Source organism: Salegentibacter sp. 24 (assembly GCF_004362395.1).
Lineage (GTDB): Bacteria > Bacteroidota > Bacteroidia > Flavobacteriales > Flavobacteriaceae > Salegentibacter.
Map to the genome: position 1 here is coordinate 16,429 of NZ_SNWE01000016.1, position 18,588 is coordinate 35,016.

Here is an 18,588-nt window from a genome sequence, read left to right on the forward strand (position 1 = left end):
GATAAATTGAATTTAATCAAATTTAACAAAATTAAACATAACTTGTTAAATTTATCCTAATATTTTTCAAACACTCCTAGGCCAAATAAAGCAAAATCATATTTAACGGGATCTGCCGGATCCAGCTTCCTAAGGGCAGTATCCAATTCAACTAAAGCCTTGGCATCATTAGCTTTTCGTTTTAACAAGTTTAATTTTCTAGCCACATTCCCCGAATGCACATCTAAAGGACAACTTAATTGAGCGGAATGTAATTTTTTCCATATTCCAAAATCAACACCCGACTGGTCTTTCCTTACCATCCATCTCAGGTACATGTTTATTCGCTTGGCAGCAGAATTTTTCAAGGGATCGCTGACGTGCTTTTGTGTTCGCAGTGAATGTGGGATTTCAAAAAATATTTTTTTGAATTTATGAATGGAGAGTTGAAGTGAATCTTTTTCAGCGTTTTTAGTAAAAACGGTTTCCAGCCCCTCATGGTTTTTGTAAATATTTTTTAAGGCTTTAATAAAATAAAGTAAATCAGCTTCGTTGAAAGTGCGGTGTACAAATCCGGTGAGATTTTCTAAATCACTTTGCGAGTGATTCAAAACAAAGTCGTATGGACTGCGATCCAGCATATCCATTAAAAGATTAGCGTTTTTAAGAATACTTTTTCGATTTCCCCAGGAGATGGTGGCAGTAAGAAAACCTGAGATTTCAATATCTTCTTTTTGATTGAAATGGTGAGGAATTTGTATGGGATCTGATTCTATGAATTCTGGAGTATTATACTGCTCCGCTTTAAAATCGAGAAATGATTTGAGTTCACTTTTGTTCAAACTGATTAAATTTCTTTTTTGTCTATAATCATCCCATCTTGCATTATTATCTTTCTATCGGCCATATCCGCCAGTTCTTCGTTATGGGTTACAATTACAAAAGTTTGTTGGAACTCATCCCTTAATTTAAAAAATAATCGGTGAAGGTTTTCGGCAGATTCGGTATCTAAATTTCCGGAAGGTTCATCAGCAAAAATTACGGCGGGATTGTTAATTAAGGCCCTGGCCACTGCAATTCGTTGTTGTTCGCCTCCACTAAGTTCTCCCGGTTTATGCCTTGCGCGGTTTTGAAGCCCTAAGAAACCTAAAAGTTCAGTAGCCCGTAATTCAGCCTTTTTTTTTGGCATATTCTGGATAAATGCCGGAATACAAATGTTTTCTATAGCCGTAAATTCAGGTAATAACTGGTGGAACTGAAAAATAAAACCAATGTTTTTATTTCTAAATTTAGATAGTTCCTTCGAGGATAGTCCATAAATATCAATATTGTTAATTTGTAGTGTGGAATCTTTGTCTTTTTGTGGTTTATCCAAAGTCCCCAATATTTGAAGTAAAGTGGTTTTCCCCGCTCCAGATGCTCCTACGATAGAAACAATTTCACTTTTTTCGATATGAAGATCAAGACCTTTTAGAACGTGTAGGTCTCCGTAATATTTATGAATATTTTTAGCTAATATCATTTTTTTGCTTTAAGGCTCGGGAAAATTAGCCAAATTAAAGAAAACTCCAAAGCTATAAGTAGTATGTTTAATGAAAAATCGATTTAAAATCCCGTTAAATTATAAGTTATTTGTTTATTAATACCTTAAATTTGCTAAACAAAATTAATTTATGAATTCAGACAATTTAGAACTGGTGACCTTGGCAGGAGGTTGTTTCTGGTGTACGGAAGCAGTTTTTCAACGTTTAAAGGGCGTAGAACAAGTGCTTTCGGGATTTACCGGAGGATCTATAAAAAATCCTGCTTATCGTGAAATTATTACTGGAAGAACCGGCCATGCCGAAGCAATTCAGATTAGATTTAATCCTGAAGTCATAAGTTTTCAGGATTTATTATATGTGTTTTTTGCAACCCACGACCCAACCACCTTAAATCGACAACAAAATGATGTAGGTACTCAGTATCGCAGTGCTATTTTTTATCATTCCCAGGTTCAAAAAGAAATTGCAGAAAAAGTGATGGAGGAGTTGGAGAAAAAAGGCATTTTTGATAAGAGGATCGTAACAGAATTAAGTGCTGTAAAGGATTTTTATATTGCAGAAAAGGAACATCAGGATTTTTATAATCAGCATAGACAACAACCATATTGCCAATTTATCATAGATCCTAAAATAAAAAAATTAACTGAAGTCTTCTCAGATAAACTGAAATAGCAATGTATAAATTTAAAGAAGAATATAATATTGAAGTTACAGATGGACTTCAGAAAAATTACCAGGCAATCCTTGAAGGAATTGGGGAAGATATTAGTAGAGAAGGGATAGAAAAAACACCAGAGCGCGCGGCAAAAGCTATGCAGTTTCTTACTCAGGGGTATAAAATGGATGCGGAAACCATCCTTAAAGAAGCTATGTTTAAAGAGAGTTATGATGAAATGGTGGTGGTAAAAGACATAGAATTGTATTCGCTTTGTGAACATCATATGCTGCCTTTTTTCGGGAAAGCCCATATAGCCTATATACCCAACGGACATATTGTAGGCTTAAGCAAGTTACCACGTGTTGTAGATGTTTTTGCTCGTAGGTTACAGGTACAAGAGCGTTTAACACATAATATTTTAGAATGCATTAACAATACGCTGCAACCAAAAGGAGTTGCGGTGGTTATCGAAGCTGTGCATATGTGTATGATGATGCGCGGGGTACAAAAGCAAAATAGCGCCACAACCACTTCCGGATTTCGAGGACAATTTGAAAAAATTGAAACTCGAAATGAGTTTTTAAAACTCATTAGCTCCAATCTTAAATAGTAATCTGGCACTTTATTTGTTCAGCATTGAATAAAGATATTAAGATGAAACTTTTAAAAAATAAATTACTTATAAAAAGTCTGGGCTATGATGCTATTGGTATGGCTACTATAGCAATTCCTTTTGTAGGACCATTTCTAGATTTATTATGGGCACCATTTGCAGCCAGAAAAATGAGTGAAATGTATCCTGGAAAAAAAGGTAAATTTGCCTCCGTATTTGTCTTTTTGGAGGAAATACTGCCGGGAACGGACCTTATTCCAACTTTTACCCTGATGTATTTATATACTTTTATATGGAAGAAGGAAATGAATGAACCAAGAACAATAGAGGTTGAGAGTTATTAGCAATATTTTTTAGGGGAATTTGAAATGGGAAATCAATTAAAGGGTTTCCCTTTTTTTTGGTTTTAATTTTGAATGTAAACCGTTAAATCTGTGTTATTTGAAACCTCTTTAACGTTCCGAAAGCAGAATTACCGCGATATTTATAGCATAAAGATTAGTTTGGATAAATTCAATAAAAATAAAATCATGAATAATCAAGTAGTAAAAAAAGGAATTACCTGGCTGAAAAGGGCTGTGATTTTTAAAGCGGGAAAAATGATCCTCAAAAAACCGGCAAGTGCACTTGGAGTAGGAGCAGTAGCGGCTGGAGCTGGAATTGCGGCGTATAGCTTTTTGAAAGATAGGAAGAAAAAAGATTTAACTCGCATTGACGATATTGAAAAAAATAATCCCGAGGTTGAAGGCAAAAAGAAAATTGTAGTATAATAAAACAAGACCTCTAAGGTATAAAGCCTGCGAGGTCTTGTATATATAAATTTAAGGGACTTTTATAAGGATATTTATATTAAAACAACCACCTAACCGAAACGGAAATATTTCTTCCAATATTGGAGATGCCGTCTGGTTTTAACCGGGATAAATGAGAGATATAGTCTTTATTCAAGATGTTATTCGCACTTACCCCGATCCTCATTTCTGTAGCATTGATCGCTAATTGACCACCGAATCCCGCCCCTAGAAGTCCATAACCATCGGTGCGAGTTTCAAATTCACTTACATTATTTTGACCGAAAACATTTTTATGTCTTAAAAAAATATATTTGCTATAGATCTTTTCTTTTGCATTTTCGAATTCTAATCGCAACGTATTGGTTAGGGAATTGGCTGGGATTAGCGGTAGATATGTACCATTATCCCGTTTACCAGTAACAGTTTCAAAAGTGCTTTCTAAATGTAACCAGTCTAACGGATGGGGGTGAATATGTACGCCAATTTCCCCTCCGTACAATTCAGCATCATTTTGAATATATTCGAAAACCGGGTTTTCTTCTAATAGCGCACCAGTGGGTTGCAAATAAATATAATTATTTATCGTATTGTGAAATCCATTAACGAAAGCTTCAAAATGTTTATTTCGCCATTCTAAGGAAAGATCTACCTGGAAATTCTGTTCATTATCGAGATTCTCATTTCCGACTTCATAGCGGTTGGTCCCGTGATGAGCCCCGTTGGAGGTTAATTCCGATAAATTAGGTGCCCTGAAACCAGTAGCAAAATTAAGCCTTGTGCTTAATTTTTCGGAAAGATTATACTTCGCACCTAATGCCCCGTTGATGCTTTTATAAGCATTATTTATAGCCGCAATGTCTCCTCCTTCCGCATGTGCTTCACCATTATGTTCATCTTCAAGATGTACTTCTACAGCTTCACTATCAATATGGCGGGTATCAAATCTTAATCCTCCCTGAAAATCCCAGTTATCGAAATGAACGTGCGTAGTGGCAAAAACTCCAAAATCCGTAGTTGTAGCATTCGGGATTAAAATTTCTTCACCGTAATTGGTATTTGTTTGATGCATTCCTTGCAGACCCAAAATAGTTTCAAACCTTCCGCTTTTGGGTAAATTATACTTCAGGTTATAGTTTAAGGTTTCAAGATGCATTTCCAAAGCAGCATGCTTCGTATCTTCTTCCTCTTGGTGTTCCATATGTTCTCCAGGTTCTTCTTCACTATGGTCTTCTTCATGATGATGTTCTTCAAATTCCTTTCGGTTATTATACTGATAACCAACTTTAAAGTCTAGACTGGAATTTTTTAAATAAAGTTTATTTTCCAGACTTACAATATGATTGTCAATTTCCTGATAGGGTAGAAGTGGTGTTTTCTGTGTTGTCTGCAACCCAATTTCCTCTGGTATTCCTATCTTAGATTTATTGAAATTGTACCTAAGGTCAGTTTTGAATTTAGCATCCTGGTATCCCACTCCCGCTTTAAAATCGGTCTCATCAAAACGCGTATTGGTTACTCTTTCACCGTTCCCAGTCTCGTAATCACTATGAGCCGCATAACTTCCACGTGCCAGGAATTTTAATTTTTCACCCGAAGTTTTTGCCATTACACTTCCCTGGTAGCCCAGCGTATTACTAAAGTAAGTTAGATCTATTTCCCCGTCGGTTTTATTTTGGGGAGCGTAGCGTTCAGGGTTCAGGTACAGTACACCACCAATAGCATCACTTCCGTATAGCAGGGATGCGGGACCTTTAATTACCTCAACACTAGCAATACCTTTTGAACTTATACCAAGACCGTGTTCGTCACCATATTGTTGGTTTTCCAACCGAATACCCTGTGTATAAACCAAAACGCGGTTTGAACTTAAACCTCTAATTACTGGTTTTCCAATTCCTACCCCGGTAGTTAAACTTTCTACTCCGGCTATTTGGGTTAAGCCATCACTTAAGGTTATGGCCCCTTTCCGATTTAATTCTGCGACATTTTCACGTTCCACACGCATTACATTTTCACTTTGTAACTGGTGAAACGGTGTAGATACAATCACTTCTTCCATTTCTATGGCTGATTTCTCTAAAGTGATATTTAAATTTTTTGTTTCGGGAAAACTTAGTTCTTGCGAATAGGTGGCAAACCCAACCGAGGAGATTACGATCTTGAAGGTTCCGTTGGGTATATTTTTTATGTGGAAATTTCCATTAATATCGGTCATTTCGCCTTTACTTAGTTCTGGAAAATAAACATTTGTACTAAAAACCGGATCTCCGTTTTCAGCATTGGTAATTTGGCCCGAGAGACTATTTTGGGCATATATAATAGGGCTCAGTGCTAAGAATAGCAATGAGAAAAGTAAACTTTTCATAATGTGTTTTTAAATAATTATACTTCTAACAAATTAAACGAAATGTTAGGCTGCCAATGGTGGGCCGCGAAGCTCGAAAGAGAGCTTCTGATAATCACTTAAAAATTGATAAAAATCAAAGAATTGTTTTTTAACCTGCTTTTCCTGAAGAGTTTCAAAATAGGGAAAGGCTGCAGTTAATGCCGGGTTTTGATGATAGGAATAAACATCGCAATCTAGGTTGCTTTGGTGAAAATGTTCATCGGCATAATTAATACATAATTCGTGGCCGTGACCACTGAAAATATGAGAGAAACTAATTACAACTGGAAGTAAAAGTAAGGCTCCCAGTAATATCGCGAATATGTGCTTTAAAATTTTCAAGAAATTTATTGAAGTAATTTAGAAAATCCCAGTCGGCTTAACATTTTCTTTTCAAATGCCCAGAAGAACTGAAACTGGCCAAAGATCCAGCCAAAGCTAACTAATAACACCTGATAAATAGGAAATATTAGAATAATTCTGGCACTCCAGTAAACTGCCCAATGCGATGAGGATTCGTAGATTCCCAAAAGGTTACATACAGGTTCAGCCAACTTGGCTGAAGTAGAACCCGTAATGGCGAAAACCAATAGTATAATAAAAATTTGCCAATTAGAATCTATACCCCAACGTGCTTTTAATTTATTCATACGGCAAAAGTACTAAAAGCTTTGAAGAATTAAAATAATCAGTGTTAAATACGCGTAGGTACAGAAAAATCCTGATTGTAATGCCTACTGAAAAAAACGAAATAATTGTACAATAAATAATTTACCTCGTAACCATAATCTATCGATGGGTTATAATTGATTTGTTGTAAATAAAGGTTCGGGTTATAGCGCTGGGGTTGTCTCACTCTTTGATTATACTCGGAAACAAGCAAACGGTTTTTGTTTTCCAGGTACTGCTGAGAGTAATAACCTTCTGGCTTTGCGATAGAATTTATAAAAAGATTAAATCCTGGTTCAATAATTATAATTTCATACTCAAGGCTATCATTAGCAATTCGCACGGTATCCTCATTAATCTGAGAATCTCCCAGATTTCTATTTCGCGTGCTGCCACAACTATAAATAAATAATCCAAGTAATAATATGTATATGAAATTTTTCATTGTTGTTTTTTATTCACACGGGGTGATTTTTAACTCTGTAAAAATATAGTGCAAAATATATTCCTAAATTTATTTCCCACCTAGCATTCCACCAAGTAAGCTTCCACCTTTCTTTCCTTTTTTACCACCAAAGATCATCCCTGCCACATCATCAGTAATCTTACCGTCACCATTGGCATCCAATAAAGTTTCTAACAAAGACTGATCGTGCGAAGAACTGGAACCCATAACCGAATCTAAAAGATCTGATAACCCGGAAGCACCCACATTATCTTTCCTTTTTTGCTGGCCCAGTAAACCCATCACCACAGGCGCAGCCATTTCAAGGATTCTGTTAACCGAAGCTTCATTCATATTGAGGGCACCAGCAACAGTTTTGCTGACTCCACTTTGATTAGTACCCAATACATGATTTAAAATTTTACTACCTTCTCCTATAAGTTCTTCCGGATTTTTATCCTCCAGCTTATTTAATACATCACCATTATGCTTTTCATTTTGTAAAGCTTTATTTAAGCTCTCGGCACCTTGTGGATCTTTTGTATTGCGTCTCATTGCACCAAGAATCAGCGGTAAAGCCATACCAAGCACGGAAGTTACTTTCCCTTCTTCTTCGGAAGTTTTCATGCTAGCTTTACTAACCAACTGATTTCCGGTCTGAGTATTTAATAAATCCAAAATAGAAGCCATAATCATTATTTTTATAAAATGAATTTACGTCTTTTAAAGAATTCAGGGCGTTAAAGCTTTATTATAATCTACTTTTTAAAGTATGAAATTATTTGATTTGAAAGTTCTAAAGCTATACGTTCTTGTGCTTCCAAGGTAGAAGCTCCAATATGTGGGCTTAAGGATAGTTTTTCGTTCATAAGTAGTTTAATGGCTGGTCTTGGTTCTGCTTCAAAAGTATCTAAACCGGCAAAAGCTACTTTCCCATTTTCTATAGCCTCTAGAAGGGCAACCTCATCTATTACACCACCTCGAGCAGTGTTAATAATACCAACCCCCGGCTTCATTGCTTTAAGTTCTTCTTTACCAATTATAGGTTTAGGCTGAGCCGGTACATGTAATGTTATAAAATCCGAATGTTTTATAAGTTCTTCCACCGGTTCCGTTTTTATAGGGATTTCTATACTTTGATGATTATAGAATTCCAGGCAGATTTTAACTTCCCCAACCTCATTATCACTGGCAATGACTTTCATACCCAGGCCCAAGGCTATTTTTGCCACTTCTCGACCAATTCTACCAAAACCAATAATTCCCAAGGTCTTTCCTCTAAGTTCAATTCCTGCAGAATAAGATTTTTTAAGCGCGTTAAATCGAGATTCACCTTCTAAGGGCATATTCCTATTGGCATCGAATAATTTTCTAACTCCACTGAAAAGATGTGCAAACACAAGTTCAGCTACGGAGCCAGAAGCCGCCTGCGGAGTATTAAACACCTTTATATTTTTGCTTTCCGCATAATCTACGGCAATATTATCAAGGCCAACCCCACCGCGGCCTATTAATTTTAAGTCTTTGCAGGCATCAATTAAGCTTTTGTCCACCGTAGTTGCACTTCTGACCAGCAAGACACTAATATTTTTGGAATTTATATATTCTGCCAATTGTTCCTGGGCTACTTTGGTACTAATTACTTGAAATCCAGCATTTTCCAAAGCTGCTATACCGGCTTTGGCAAGGCCATCGTTGGCAAGAACTTTGATCTTTTCAGGTCGGGTTGAGGATGTGGATTTGTTAAAAAAATCTTCAGGTTTCATTTATTGCTTTTTGATTTATGACTGTTGTTCGAGTTGTTGCATCGCCTTTACTAGAACTTTTACGCTTTCTAGCTCCAGGGCATTATACATTGAGGCGCGGTAGCCTCCAACGCTTCGGTGGCCGTTAAGTCCGTTAATGCCCGCATCTTTCCAAAGTTTATCGAAAGCTTCTTTTTTACTATTGTCTGTAAGGTTGAAGGTGGCATTCATAGCGGAACGATCCTCCACTTGAGCAAAGCCTTTAAATAGAGAGTTTCGGTCTATTTCACTATATAGTAGGTTGGATTTTTCAGCATTGCGTTTTTCCATCGCTTTTATTCCGCCATGGTTTTTAATCCACCTCAGGGTTAAAAGTGACACATAAACCGCATATACCGCCGGGGTATTAAACATACTGTCCTTTTCCAGGTGTATTTTGTAGTTTAACATGGAAGGAATCTCCCGCTCTACTTTACCTAAAATATCTTCTTTGATAACAACTAGGGTAGTTCCCGCAGGTCCCATATTCTTTTGGGCTCCGGCATAAATAAGATCGAATTTAGAGAAATCCAGTTGCCGGGAAAAGATATCGCTGCTCATATCGCAAACCAGGGGGGCGTCAACTTCAGGGAAGTTTTTAATCTGAGTTCCGAAAATCGTGTTGTTACTTGTACAGTGAAAGTAATCTACATCCCTGGGAATTTGATAGTTCTTTGGAATATAATTGAAATTTTTGTCTTTAGAAGAAGCTACTTCATCAATTTCCCCAAAAAGTTTAGCTTCCTTTATTGCTTTTGAAGACCAGGTTCCGGTATTTAGATAAGCCGCTTTTTTATTTAATAAATTATAAGCGGTCATTAAAAACTGTAAACTTGCGCCTCCCTGTAAGAATAATGACTTGTAACCTTTATTTTCAAGCCCTAGAAGTTCCAGGGAAAGGCTTCGAGCTTCTTCCATCACCTCTACAAAAGCAGTGCTGCGATGTGAAATTTCCAAAATAGATAATCCTGAAGCCTGGTAATCTAAGATTCCCTGAGCGGCTTCTTTAAAAACTTCTTGCGGTAGAATACACGGACCAGCGCTGTAATTATGTTTTTTCATAGTTGGTTTATTAGTTGTTAATTTCTCAGGGTTTACCAGGAGAATCTTTATTTAAAGGTTTTCTAAAAATTTCAAAGTGTCTACACCATCTGCATAATCCCATAATTTGGGTTTTTGGGTGTGACCAAAATTAACGTCAAAATCATTACCTACAACGCATTGGAGGTTTTCTTTATTTCTCAGAAGCTTTTCCTGTAAATCCTTATCACTTTCATATTCATCATAAAATAAGGTAGCAATAGGAGAGCCGAAACTTTCGTCTTTCTTTAGGATGAGAAATCCGTTTTCCAGTAATTTGAATTCACTCATTAAATACACCGCCTTATTATAATCGTAATTATTAGCATATTTAGCTGAATTCAATAAGGTTTTCCAAGGATACATCGCTTTAAAGAAATTGTCAAAATCATATTCCATGGGAACATATAATTTAGAAACATTACGACAGCCCAATCCGAAATATCTAAAAACGTCTTCACCAAGGGCTTCGAGTTCTTCTTTACTTTCTTTTCCATTGAGAATAGCAACTGAGTTTCTATTTTTTCGTATGATATTTGGTTTTTCTGAGAAATAATATTCGAAATATCTTGCGGTATTGTTGCTTCCTGTAGCAATAATTGCTTCAAAACCCGAGAGTTTGTCTTGGGTGAATTTTATGCGATCTTCAAATTCCGGCGCAATTTTTATTAAGAAGTCTACAATTACCGGCAATAATTCTTTGTCGTTAGAAGATTGTTTTACCAATACTTTATGCCCTGAAATTAAAACCGAAAGAAAATCATGAAAACCAACAAGCGGTATATTTCCAGCCATAATTATGGCCACGGTTTTTTGCGTTGTTTTATCAAATTCATAGGGTGTCAGCCATTGATCCAAATTGCTTTTTGTTAACGCTTTGCTCCACTGTTGAAGAGCATAAATGACATTTTCCCTGGTAAACCAACCATTATAATGAATAGACTGGTCGATTTTATCGTTCAGATTATTATAATATCTTTTGTCTTGGGGTGTTATTGTTACTGAATCATTAATGTCATCCCTAAAAAGGCCCAGGAATTTTCCCAGTTGAACAAAATATGATTTTCTTTCTTCGATTGTCATTTCCTTATTTGGTTATGATAGCCAATGGCTTTAAATTTGTATCGCGAAATTAAAACTTAAGCGGTCAAACTCCTAAAAAAGGAAGGGAAATACTACCAAGTTTTAACTTAATTAAATTACAAACAAAAAAGATATGGCAATTGTTATAACAGATGAATGCATAAACTGCGGAGCTTGTGAGCCCGAGTGCCCTAATACAGCGATTTATGAAGGTGCAGACGACTGGCGTTATGCGGATGGTACTGACCTTGAAGGCAATGTGGTTTTACCAAATGGCAAAGAAGCCAATGCCAATGAGGCGCAGGAACCTATAAGTGATGAGATCTATTATATTGTACCCGATAAGTGTACCGAATGCAAAGGATTTCATGAAGAACCACAGTGTGCTGCGGTTTGTCCGGTGGATTGTTGTGTACCCGATGATGAGCACGTGGAAACTGAAGAAGAATTACTCACCAAGCAGAAATTCATGCACGAGAACGAATAGGTACTATTCGGACTTTAAATATTAAAAATCCTGTTTCTTATGAATCAGGATTTTTGCGTTTCAATGCTAATACTGATAATTTTTATAGGCTATTTTTTAGGTACCTAAGAAACAGAAAATTTTATTTCATTTCTATAGATTGAAGGCGATTTTCCGGTAAATTTTTTGAACTGCTTATTAAAATGACTGAAATTATTAAAGCCACTTTCAAAGCACACATCGTTGATACTTATTTGTTTTTCGTGCAATAATTTTGCAGCGTGTACAAGACGGTATTCATTTACGAATTGAATAAAGGTTTTTCCGGTGGTTTTTTTAAAATACCGGCAGAATGCAGGTACAGTCATACTGACCAAATCAGCAATTTCTTCCAGAGCGATATTTCTTTTAAATTCATTTTTGACAAAATTAAAGATCACGTTAATTCTATTGTTGTCTCCCAATGCCGTATCCAATACAAAGCCTTCCGCATTTAAGAGTGTAAAATCTTTGGCATTTTCTAGCATATTGAGGACTTCAAGTAATCCTAGTAATCTTTTGTAATTAGTCAGGGAATTTAAGGCCTCTATTTTTCTTCCAATTATCTCTTTGTCTTCCCCGTGAAAAACAATTCCATTTTTAGCCCGTTCCAATAGCACCCTTACATTTTTCATTTCCGGGATTTCCCAGAAATTTTTTCCGAGGAAATCTGCACTAAACTGAATCACGGTTTCCTTATCGTGATCGGTTAAGCTATCTGTGAATCCGCAATGCGGTAAGTTAGCACCTATTAAAATAAGGTCTCCGTGTTGATAATAAGAGACGTGACTCCCAATCTGCCTTTTCCCTGACCCATCATTTACATACACCAGTTCAATTTCGGGGTGATAGTGCCAGAATGTATGGTTTTTATTCTGATGTTTTTGGTTAAAACTCTTGAATGAAAAGGAACTGCCAAAACTGGGATCAACTTTTTCAAAAGAGGGCTTACTTGATTTTATCATATTCATAATAAATTAACCTTTATATAACTTAGAAATAAAGTAAAAATAAAACAGTATTCCTTTACGAAATTAACTAAAAAATATGCTATATAAACAATTATTGAATATTAAATAATTGTAAAGGTTAATATAGGACATTTTCTTGTTTATTCAGTACTTTTCAGAAGGAGTTTTCAGACATATCTTTGTAAATGTAAAAAGGATGTATTAACATTTAAAAATCATTATTATGGAAAAAGTATTGAAAAATTCATTATTATTAGTTGCCTTGGTAACAGGAATTAGTCTATATGCGGCTGATCGTGTGGAAGTTAGTGTAGATGAAGCTCAAACATTAATTGTGGAACTAGATCAGGTAAAAACGATAAGTTTAGAAGATGCTTCCGGATTCACTCTGTTCAAAGATAGTCCGGTCCTGGAAGGAAACTATAAAAAGCAAATAGATTTTACCCGTATTCCTAAAGGGACATATTTTCTCCACGCTGAGGACCTATATGGAGTTTATACTACGGTAATTAATAAGACGTCAAAGGGTATAATGATAGAAAAGAAAACTCCCGCGGTAGTATTCAAACCGATTTATAAGATTGAGGCTGATCAGGTTAAATTCTTTTTAACCAATCCAGCAAAAACATTTGCGAGCCTTAGCGTATACGATGCTAAAGGTGAACTGGTTGGAGAGGTTAAAGATAAGGCATATACTATGAATAAAACATTTGACTTTTCCAATATGCCAAAGGGTCAGTACACTTTTAGATTACGTGTTTCCGGTGAGGTTTTTATTGAAAAGCTTTCTATTTAATTAGCTTCATTAGAACCATAGAATATAAACGGTCTAATTATTATCAAAGAAAGGTTATGCAACATTAATGATGGCTTTAAAAGCCAGGAGGTTATCGAAAATAATTATATAGAAGTCGCCAGATTCTTTGAACTGATATAAACAGGGACGAGGCCAAAGTTTAAAGCTCGATAATTAGAGTTAATTAAAGGAGTATTTTTAAAACCGGAGTAGAGCACTTCGGTTTTTTTCTACCGGCTTATCAACCTATATCATAGATTTTAAGTATTTTCAAAGGCAAAACAGAGTTTTCATTTGTTAAAACTCCATAATTTTAATTAATAATGATTACCCCCGCGCAATTAAAGGAAGTTTTTCAATCTTTTCCTGACAACTGTTTATTATTAAAACCAGATGCTCCAAGATTTACCATAGCTAAGGTAAACCGGGCTTTTGAGGAAAGTTTCCTTCTGACAAGCGAGCAACTTTTAGGGAATAGTTTCCTGGAAGCCCTGGATAGTCGAACCGGAGATAAAGCATATATCGATACCCTTTCAGATGCTTTGGAAAAAACATTAGAATTGGGTAAACCGCACCATATACCAGAGCTTAGATATGATATTACCGATCCAAAAACAGGCATTTTAATCGAAAGATTTTGGGAAGTAGATAATATTCCTGTTAATAATGCTATTGGTGAAACTGAATTTATCTTGCATCGCGTTCGTGATATTACCCATATTATTAGAACAAAAGAAAAAGAAATAGCTTCATTAAGGAGGTTGAAGAAAAGCGAAAGAGTATTAGAGCAAACCCAGGAAATCGCTAAAATAGGTAGCTGGGAACTAGATTTGGAAAAAAACACGCTTTTTTGGTCCGGAACATTAAAGAAAATACACGAAGTACCACAAAATTTTATTCCATCTCTTGAGACAGCTATTGATTTTTATAAAACTGATAAGGACAAAAGCACCATCAGAGAGGTTATTGCAAATGCGATTAAAACGGGGGGAGGTTTTGACCTCGAACTTGAAATTGTTACCGCGAATAGAAATGAAAAATGGATAAGAGCAACTGGTAAAGCTGAATTTAAAAACGGTAAGTGTATACGTGTTTTTGGTGCCACCCAGGATATTACCACCCGTAAACTAGCCGAGATAAGGCTTGAAAATATTAACGATAATATTCCTGGAGTTGTTTTTAGATATAAACTTAAACCTAATGGAGAAGATCAATTGATGTATATCAGTGAAGGCGCCAGGGATGTTTGGGGTATTGCTCCCGAGGAAGCAGCGAGTAATAATGCACGAGTTTGGGAGATTTATTATGAAGAAGATGTGGAGGCGCATAATGAGAGTATTCGTAATTCAGCCCGTAATTTATGTTTATGGACGAATGAATGGCGTATAAAACATCCGGAAAAGGGGATTAGATGGAATAGGGGGTTTGGTTCTCCTCAAAAAGGCTCAGACGGCAGCATTATTTGGGATGCTATAATTTTGGATGTTACCGAAGAGAAACTTGCTTATGAATTGTTGGAGTTGAATGAAGCCCGTCAGCGTGGTTTACTGGAATCCCAAACCAATTATGTGATTAGAACAGATATAGAAGGAAATTACACGTATTATAATAATAAATTTGAGGAAGATTTTGGTTGGATTCATCAGAGAGAAGGATTAATTGGTGAGACCTGTATGATTGCAGTAATTGAGAAAGACCGGTCTAAAGTAGAGGAAACAGCATTTAAATGTCTTGAAAACCCAGATGAAACTTTTCAAATAGAAATTGGAAAACCTAAACGTGATGGGGAGGTTCGCACAACGGTTTGGGACTTTACAGCTTTAAGTGATGCGGAAGGAAATCCTACAGAAATTCAGTGTATTGGGATAGATATTTCAGAAAAAAAAGAGGCTGAACTCGCATTAAATAAAATAAAGGAGCAATATGAAGTACTCATAGAAAGTATAGAAGGAGTTTTCTGGGAATTAAATGTGGAAACTTTTGAGTTTACTTTCGTTAGCGAGCAAGCTTCCATTCTTTTAGGAATTAAACCTAAAGATTGGTACAATAAACCTAAATTTTGGGAAAATCATATTCACCCTGAAGACCGAGCGTACGCTATTAATTTTTGTATGAGTCAGGTGGAGAAAGGAAAGAACCATAGTTTTGAGTATCGAATGCAAAGAGCTGATGGTAGTTACATCTGGATAAGCGATATGGTTTCGGTAGTCAAAGAAAATGGAAAACCGCGGTGGTTAAGAGGTATTATGACTGATATTTCTAAAAGAAAACACACCGAGGAGCAGCTTCAACTAAGTGAACAGCGTTTTAAAGGTTTAGTGCAGGAGGGAGGAGACCTTATTGCTCTCTTAGATGAAAGTGGTGACTATATGTATGCTAGTCCTACCTCAATTTCTGTATTAGGCTATACCCCGGAAGATTTTAAGAATCGAAATGCATTTGAATTTATTCATCCCAGGGATATTGGAAAAGTTCAGAAAAAATTTGAAGAGATAAGCAGACAAAAAAGAGTACAAATCAGCGCCTTTAGGTTTAAGCATAAAAACGGGGGATGGCGCTGGTTGGAAACAACAGTAACCAATCTTTTAGATGACCCAGCAGTAAAAGGTATCGTATCCAATGCCCGGGACATTACCGATAAAAAGCGGTTTCAGGAATTGGAAAACCTTGAGCGCAAGGTATTGGAAATGAATTTCAAAAAAGATTCCAGGTTGACTAAAATCCTGAATTTTTATGTCGAAAATCTGGAAAATATAAATCCCAATGCTTATTTCATTATTCACAAACTGGAGCATGAAAAATTATACAAATGGGCCGCAGGAGCGCTACCTGAAAATTTAACAAAATTATTGGAAGGGCATGCCCTTCAGGAAAAAGACAATGCTTGTTTTTTCTTTCATCAGAAAGAACACAAAATATTAAAAATTGATACCGCTGATAATTCAGAATTAAAATCGATAGCCATAAAAAATGAAATTGATTCCTGTTATTCCTATCCAATTGTAGATTCAAAAAGCCAGAGGTTGGGAGTTTTTACGGTTTTCTATAAAAGCGATCCTTTCTCAGAAGAAAAGCAAGAGCAAAGAGGTATTAAAAGATCGGTTGGTTTATTGCAGTTAATCATTGAATTTCAACTTAACGAACTGGCTTTAAAACGCAGCAACCAACGATATGAATTTGTAAACAAAGCTACCGAAGATGCAATTTATGACTGGGACGTAGTAAATAACGAATTGAAATGGGGGGATGGATTCTATAAAATGCTTGACCTGGATAGAGAGAATGGCAAATTCCCCCTTGAGAAATGGAGTGAAAGAATTCATCACGATAATATAAACGAAGTCAATAAAAGTCTGGAGAAAAGTTTAGAGGATAAAAGCAAGAATAAATGGAGTTCGGAATACCTTTTTAGAAAAAATAATGGCACTTATCTTGATATAATAGAAAACGGGTATATCATTAGAAATGATACAGGAGAACCCTTAAGAATGATCGGAGTTTTACGTGATATTACCGATTTAAAAGCCTACGAAAAAGAGCTGAAGAGTGCCAATGAAAGATATCGCTATGTCACCAAAGCCACTTCAGATGCTATCTGGGATTATGATATTGAACAGGGGACTGTATTTTGGGGGGGCGGTTTCGAAACTTTATTTGGTTATAATTTAGAAAAAATTAAACCCGATTTGTCTCCCCGCTATGAGAATATTCATCCTGATGATCTAAGGCGAACTATAAAGAGTTTTCTGGATGTTATTGAGAGTGGTGATACTATTTGGGAAGAAGAATATAAATATAGAAATGTACACGGGGAGTATTTAGATATTTTTGATAGAGGTTTTGTAGTTCGCGATAAAAAAGGAAAAGCAGTTAGAATGGTAGGGGCAATGCAAGATATTAGCCGAAAAAAACAGTACGAGATTTCTCTTACTAAATTAAATGAAGATTTAAAGAAAAGAGCCAAAGAACTGGTTATTTCCAATGCCGAATTAGAGCAGTTTGCTTATGTTGCTTCCCACGACCTTCAAGAGCCGCTACGTATGGTCACAAGTTTTCTTACCCAACTGGAAAAAAAATATGCAGAAGTTTTAGATGAGAAAGCTTTGTTATACATTGATTTTGCTGTAGATGGAGCTAAAAGAATGCGTCAAATTATTCTTGATCTTCTAGAGTTTTCCAGGGTGGGCAGAACGGAAGACAAACTAGAAGAGCTGGCCTTAAATGAAATTTTGGAGGAAATAAAACATTTATACCGAAAAAGAATTGAAGAACGCAATGTGAGGATTATAAGTGGAAATTTACCGGTCATAAAGGCTCCTAAAAGTCCAATTCGGCAAGTATTTCAAAATCTTATAAGCAATGCAATAAAATACAGTAAAGAAGATGTTCATCCAGAAATTGCTATAGAATTTAAAGAGATTCAAGATTTTTGGGAGTTTAGTATTAAAGACAATGGCATAGGAATAGCTGAAGAATATTTTGACCGCATATTTGTTATCTTTCAACGTTTACATCGTCGGGAGGAATATTCGGGAACTGGAATGGGGTTAGCAGTTACTAAAAAAATCATTGAAAATCTGGGTGGCAAAATTTGGTTAGAATCACTCGAGGGAGAAGGAAGTACTTTTCATTTTACCATTTCAAAAAACATTGCGAAATTGTAATATTTTTCTTACACTTACAATGGCTCCTGTCATGCTGAAAAAGTAGACCTAATCGCTGTTAATATGCTTATTATTCGTATATTTTATACTGAAATATTTAACGAACTTTTTTAATCATGGAATCTATTCACATACTTTTAGTTGAAGATAACGAAGGAGATATACTGCTTACCAGAGAAGCCCTGGAAGAAGGCAAAATTCTGAATAAGTTAAGTGTGGTAAGAGATGGAAAAGAAGCCATCAATTTTCTTAATAAGAAAGAAGAATTTAAAAAGGAACATAGACCAGATCTAATTTTACTGGATGTAAATCTTCCAAAAATGAATGGCCATGAAGTGCTCAAATATATAAAACAGCATAAAGGTCTGAAGACAATCCCAGTGATTATGCTTACGACTTCCTCTTCTCAGGAGGATATAAAAAGCTCCTATCAAAATTATGCGAATTGCTATATTACAAAACCCATTGAAGTTGGTGATTTTATCAAAGCAGTTAACCAAATTGAAGAATTTTGGGTCAATTTGGTAAAGCTTCCTAAGGAATAACTATTTTTCTGAAAAAATGTAATTAACAAGAAATTTTAAATCTTTGTTAATTAAAATATCAATGCTTTGTTT

19 protein-coding genes are annotated in these 18,588 nt (G+C 35.7%); 8 read left to right on the forward strand and 11 right to left on the reverse strand.

Features of this window, described 5'->3' with window-relative positions; genetic code table 11:
* Positions 1-56: 56 nt before the first annotated feature.
* Both DET49_RS12105 and DET49_RS12110 read right to left on the reverse strand, forming a co-directional pair.
* Positions 57-821, reverse strand: a complete 765-nt coding sequence (locus DET49_RS12105; RefSeq protein WP_133548368.1) for a TIGR02757 family protein — start codon at positions 819-821, stop codon at positions 57-59.
* Positions 822-826: 5 nt separating this feature from the next.
* Positions 827-1,501 carry an ABC transporter ATP-binding protein gene (locus DET49_RS12110; RefSeq protein WP_133548369.1) on the reverse strand — a complete coding sequence of 225 codons (675 nt, stop codon included), beginning with the start codon at positions 1,499-1,501 and terminating at the stop codon, positions 827-829.
* A 151-nt stretch (positions 1,502-1,652) separates the two neighbouring features.
* Between DET49_RS12110 and msrA the strand changes: the two genes are divergently transcribed.
* From msrA to DET49_RS12130, 4 genes are all read left to right on the forward strand, one after another.
* On the forward strand, positions 1,653-2,195 hold the full coding sequence (gene msrA, locus DET49_RS12115) for a peptide-methionine (S)-S-oxide reductase MsrA (RefSeq protein WP_133548370.1): 543 nt from the start codon (positions 1,653-1,655) through the stop codon (positions 2,193-2,195).
* A gap of 2 nt (positions 2,196-2,197) precedes the next feature.
* Complete coding sequence (gene folE, locus DET49_RS12120; RefSeq protein ID WP_133548371.1) at positions 2,198-2,791, forward strand: GTP cyclohydrolase I FolE; 594 nt, start codon at positions 2,198-2,200, stop codon at positions 2,789-2,791.
* A gap of 44 nt (positions 2,792-2,835) precedes the next feature.
* Positions 2,836-3,138, forward strand: a complete 303-nt coding sequence (locus tag DET49_RS12125) for a hypothetical protein (RefSeq protein ID WP_133548372.1) — start codon at positions 2,836-2,838, stop codon at positions 3,136-3,138.
* A 159-nt stretch (positions 3,139-3,297) separates the two neighbouring features.
* Positions 3,298-3,564 (forward strand): hypothetical protein, encoded by a 267-nt coding sequence (locus tag DET49_RS12130; RefSeq protein ID WP_133548373.1) that lies wholly within the window; start codon positions 3,298-3,300, stop codon positions 3,562-3,564.
* Positions 3,565-3,643: 79 nt separating this feature from the next.
* Here DET49_RS12130 and DET49_RS12135 read toward each other — a convergent pair whose 3' ends face one another.
* The 8 genes from DET49_RS12135 to DET49_RS12170 form a co-directional block, all read right to left on the reverse strand.
* The gene (locus DET49_RS12135) at positions 3,644-5,953 is read right to left on the reverse strand and encodes a TonB-dependent receptor (protein WP_133548374.1); all 2,310 of its coding nucleotides are present in this window, start codon (positions 5,951-5,953) and stop codon (positions 3,644-3,646) included.
* A 45-nt stretch (positions 5,954-5,998) separates the two neighbouring features.
* Complete coding sequence (locus tag DET49_RS12140) at positions 5,999-6,316, reverse strand: hypothetical protein (RefSeq protein WP_133548375.1); 318 nt, start codon at positions 6,314-6,316, stop codon at positions 5,999-6,001.
* Positions 6,317-6,321: 5 nt separating this feature from the next.
* Positions 6,322-6,624, reverse strand: a complete 303-nt coding sequence (locus DET49_RS12145; protein ID WP_133548376.1) for a DUF6787 family protein — start codon at positions 6,622-6,624, stop codon at positions 6,322-6,324.
* Between the two features lie 44 nt (positions 6,625-6,668).
* Entirely contained in the window at positions 6,669-7,088 is a 420-nt protein-coding gene (locus DET49_RS12150) for a DUF6146 family protein (protein WP_133548377.1), read from the reverse strand.
* Between the two features lie 69 nt (positions 7,089-7,157).
* Positions 7,158-7,778 (reverse strand): DUF937 domain-containing protein, encoded by a 621-nt coding sequence (locus tag DET49_RS12155; RefSeq protein WP_133548378.1) that lies wholly within the window; start codon positions 7,776-7,778, stop codon positions 7,158-7,160.
* A gap of 68 nt (positions 7,779-7,846) precedes the next feature.
* A complete protein-coding gene (locus DET49_RS12160; protein ID WP_133548440.1) occupies positions 7,847-8,800 on the reverse strand; it encodes a D-2-hydroxyacid dehydrogenase in 954 nt (317 codons plus the stop codon).
* A gap of 69 nt (positions 8,801-8,869) precedes the next feature.
* Complete coding sequence (serC, locus tag DET49_RS12165) at positions 8,870-9,934, reverse strand: 3-phosphoserine/phosphohydroxythreonine transaminase (protein WP_133548379.1); 1,065 nt, start codon at positions 9,932-9,934, stop codon at positions 8,870-8,872.
* Between the two features lie 51 nt (positions 9,935-9,985).
* Positions 9,986-11,035 carry an acyl-CoA reductase gene (locus DET49_RS12170; RefSeq protein ID WP_133548380.1) on the reverse strand — a complete coding sequence of 350 codons (1,050 nt, stop codon included), beginning with the start codon at positions 11,033-11,035 and terminating at the stop codon, positions 9,986-9,988.
* 133 nt (positions 11,036-11,168) lie between these two features.
* Here DET49_RS12170 and DET49_RS12175 point away from each other — a divergent pair, with 133 nt between their 5' ends.
* Positions 11,169-11,522, forward strand: a complete 354-nt coding sequence (locus DET49_RS12175; protein ID WP_133548381.1) for a 4Fe-4S dicluster domain-containing protein — start codon at positions 11,169-11,171, stop codon at positions 11,520-11,522.
* A 104-nt stretch (positions 11,523-11,626) separates the two neighbouring features.
* On the opposite strand, the gene DET49_RS12180 is transcribed toward DET49_RS12175, so the two are convergent.
* Positions 11,627-12,505, reverse strand: a complete 879-nt coding sequence (locus tag DET49_RS12180) for an AraC family transcriptional regulator (RefSeq protein WP_133548382.1) — start codon at positions 12,503-12,505, stop codon at positions 11,627-11,629.
* A gap of 229 nt (positions 12,506-12,734) precedes the next feature.
* Here DET49_RS12180 and DET49_RS12185 point away from each other — a divergent pair, with 229 nt between their 5' ends.
* From DET49_RS12185 to DET49_RS12195, 3 genes are all read left to right on the forward strand, one after another.
* Complete coding sequence (locus tag DET49_RS12185) at positions 12,735-13,307, forward strand: T9SS type A sorting domain-containing protein (RefSeq protein WP_133548383.1); 573 nt, start codon at positions 12,735-12,737, stop codon at positions 13,305-13,307.
* Positions 13,308-13,630: 323 nt separating this feature from the next.
* Positions 13,631-17,971, forward strand: coding sequence for a PAS domain-containing protein (locus DET49_RS12190; protein ID WP_133548384.1), 4,341 nt, complete (start codon positions 13,631-13,633; stop codon positions 17,969-17,971).
* A gap of 116 nt (positions 17,972-18,087) precedes the next feature.
* On the forward strand, positions 18,088-18,516 hold the full coding sequence (locus DET49_RS12195) for a response regulator (RefSeq protein ID WP_133548385.1): 429 nt from the start codon (positions 18,088-18,090) through the stop codon (positions 18,514-18,516).
* Positions 18,517-18,588 lie beyond the last annotated feature (72 nt).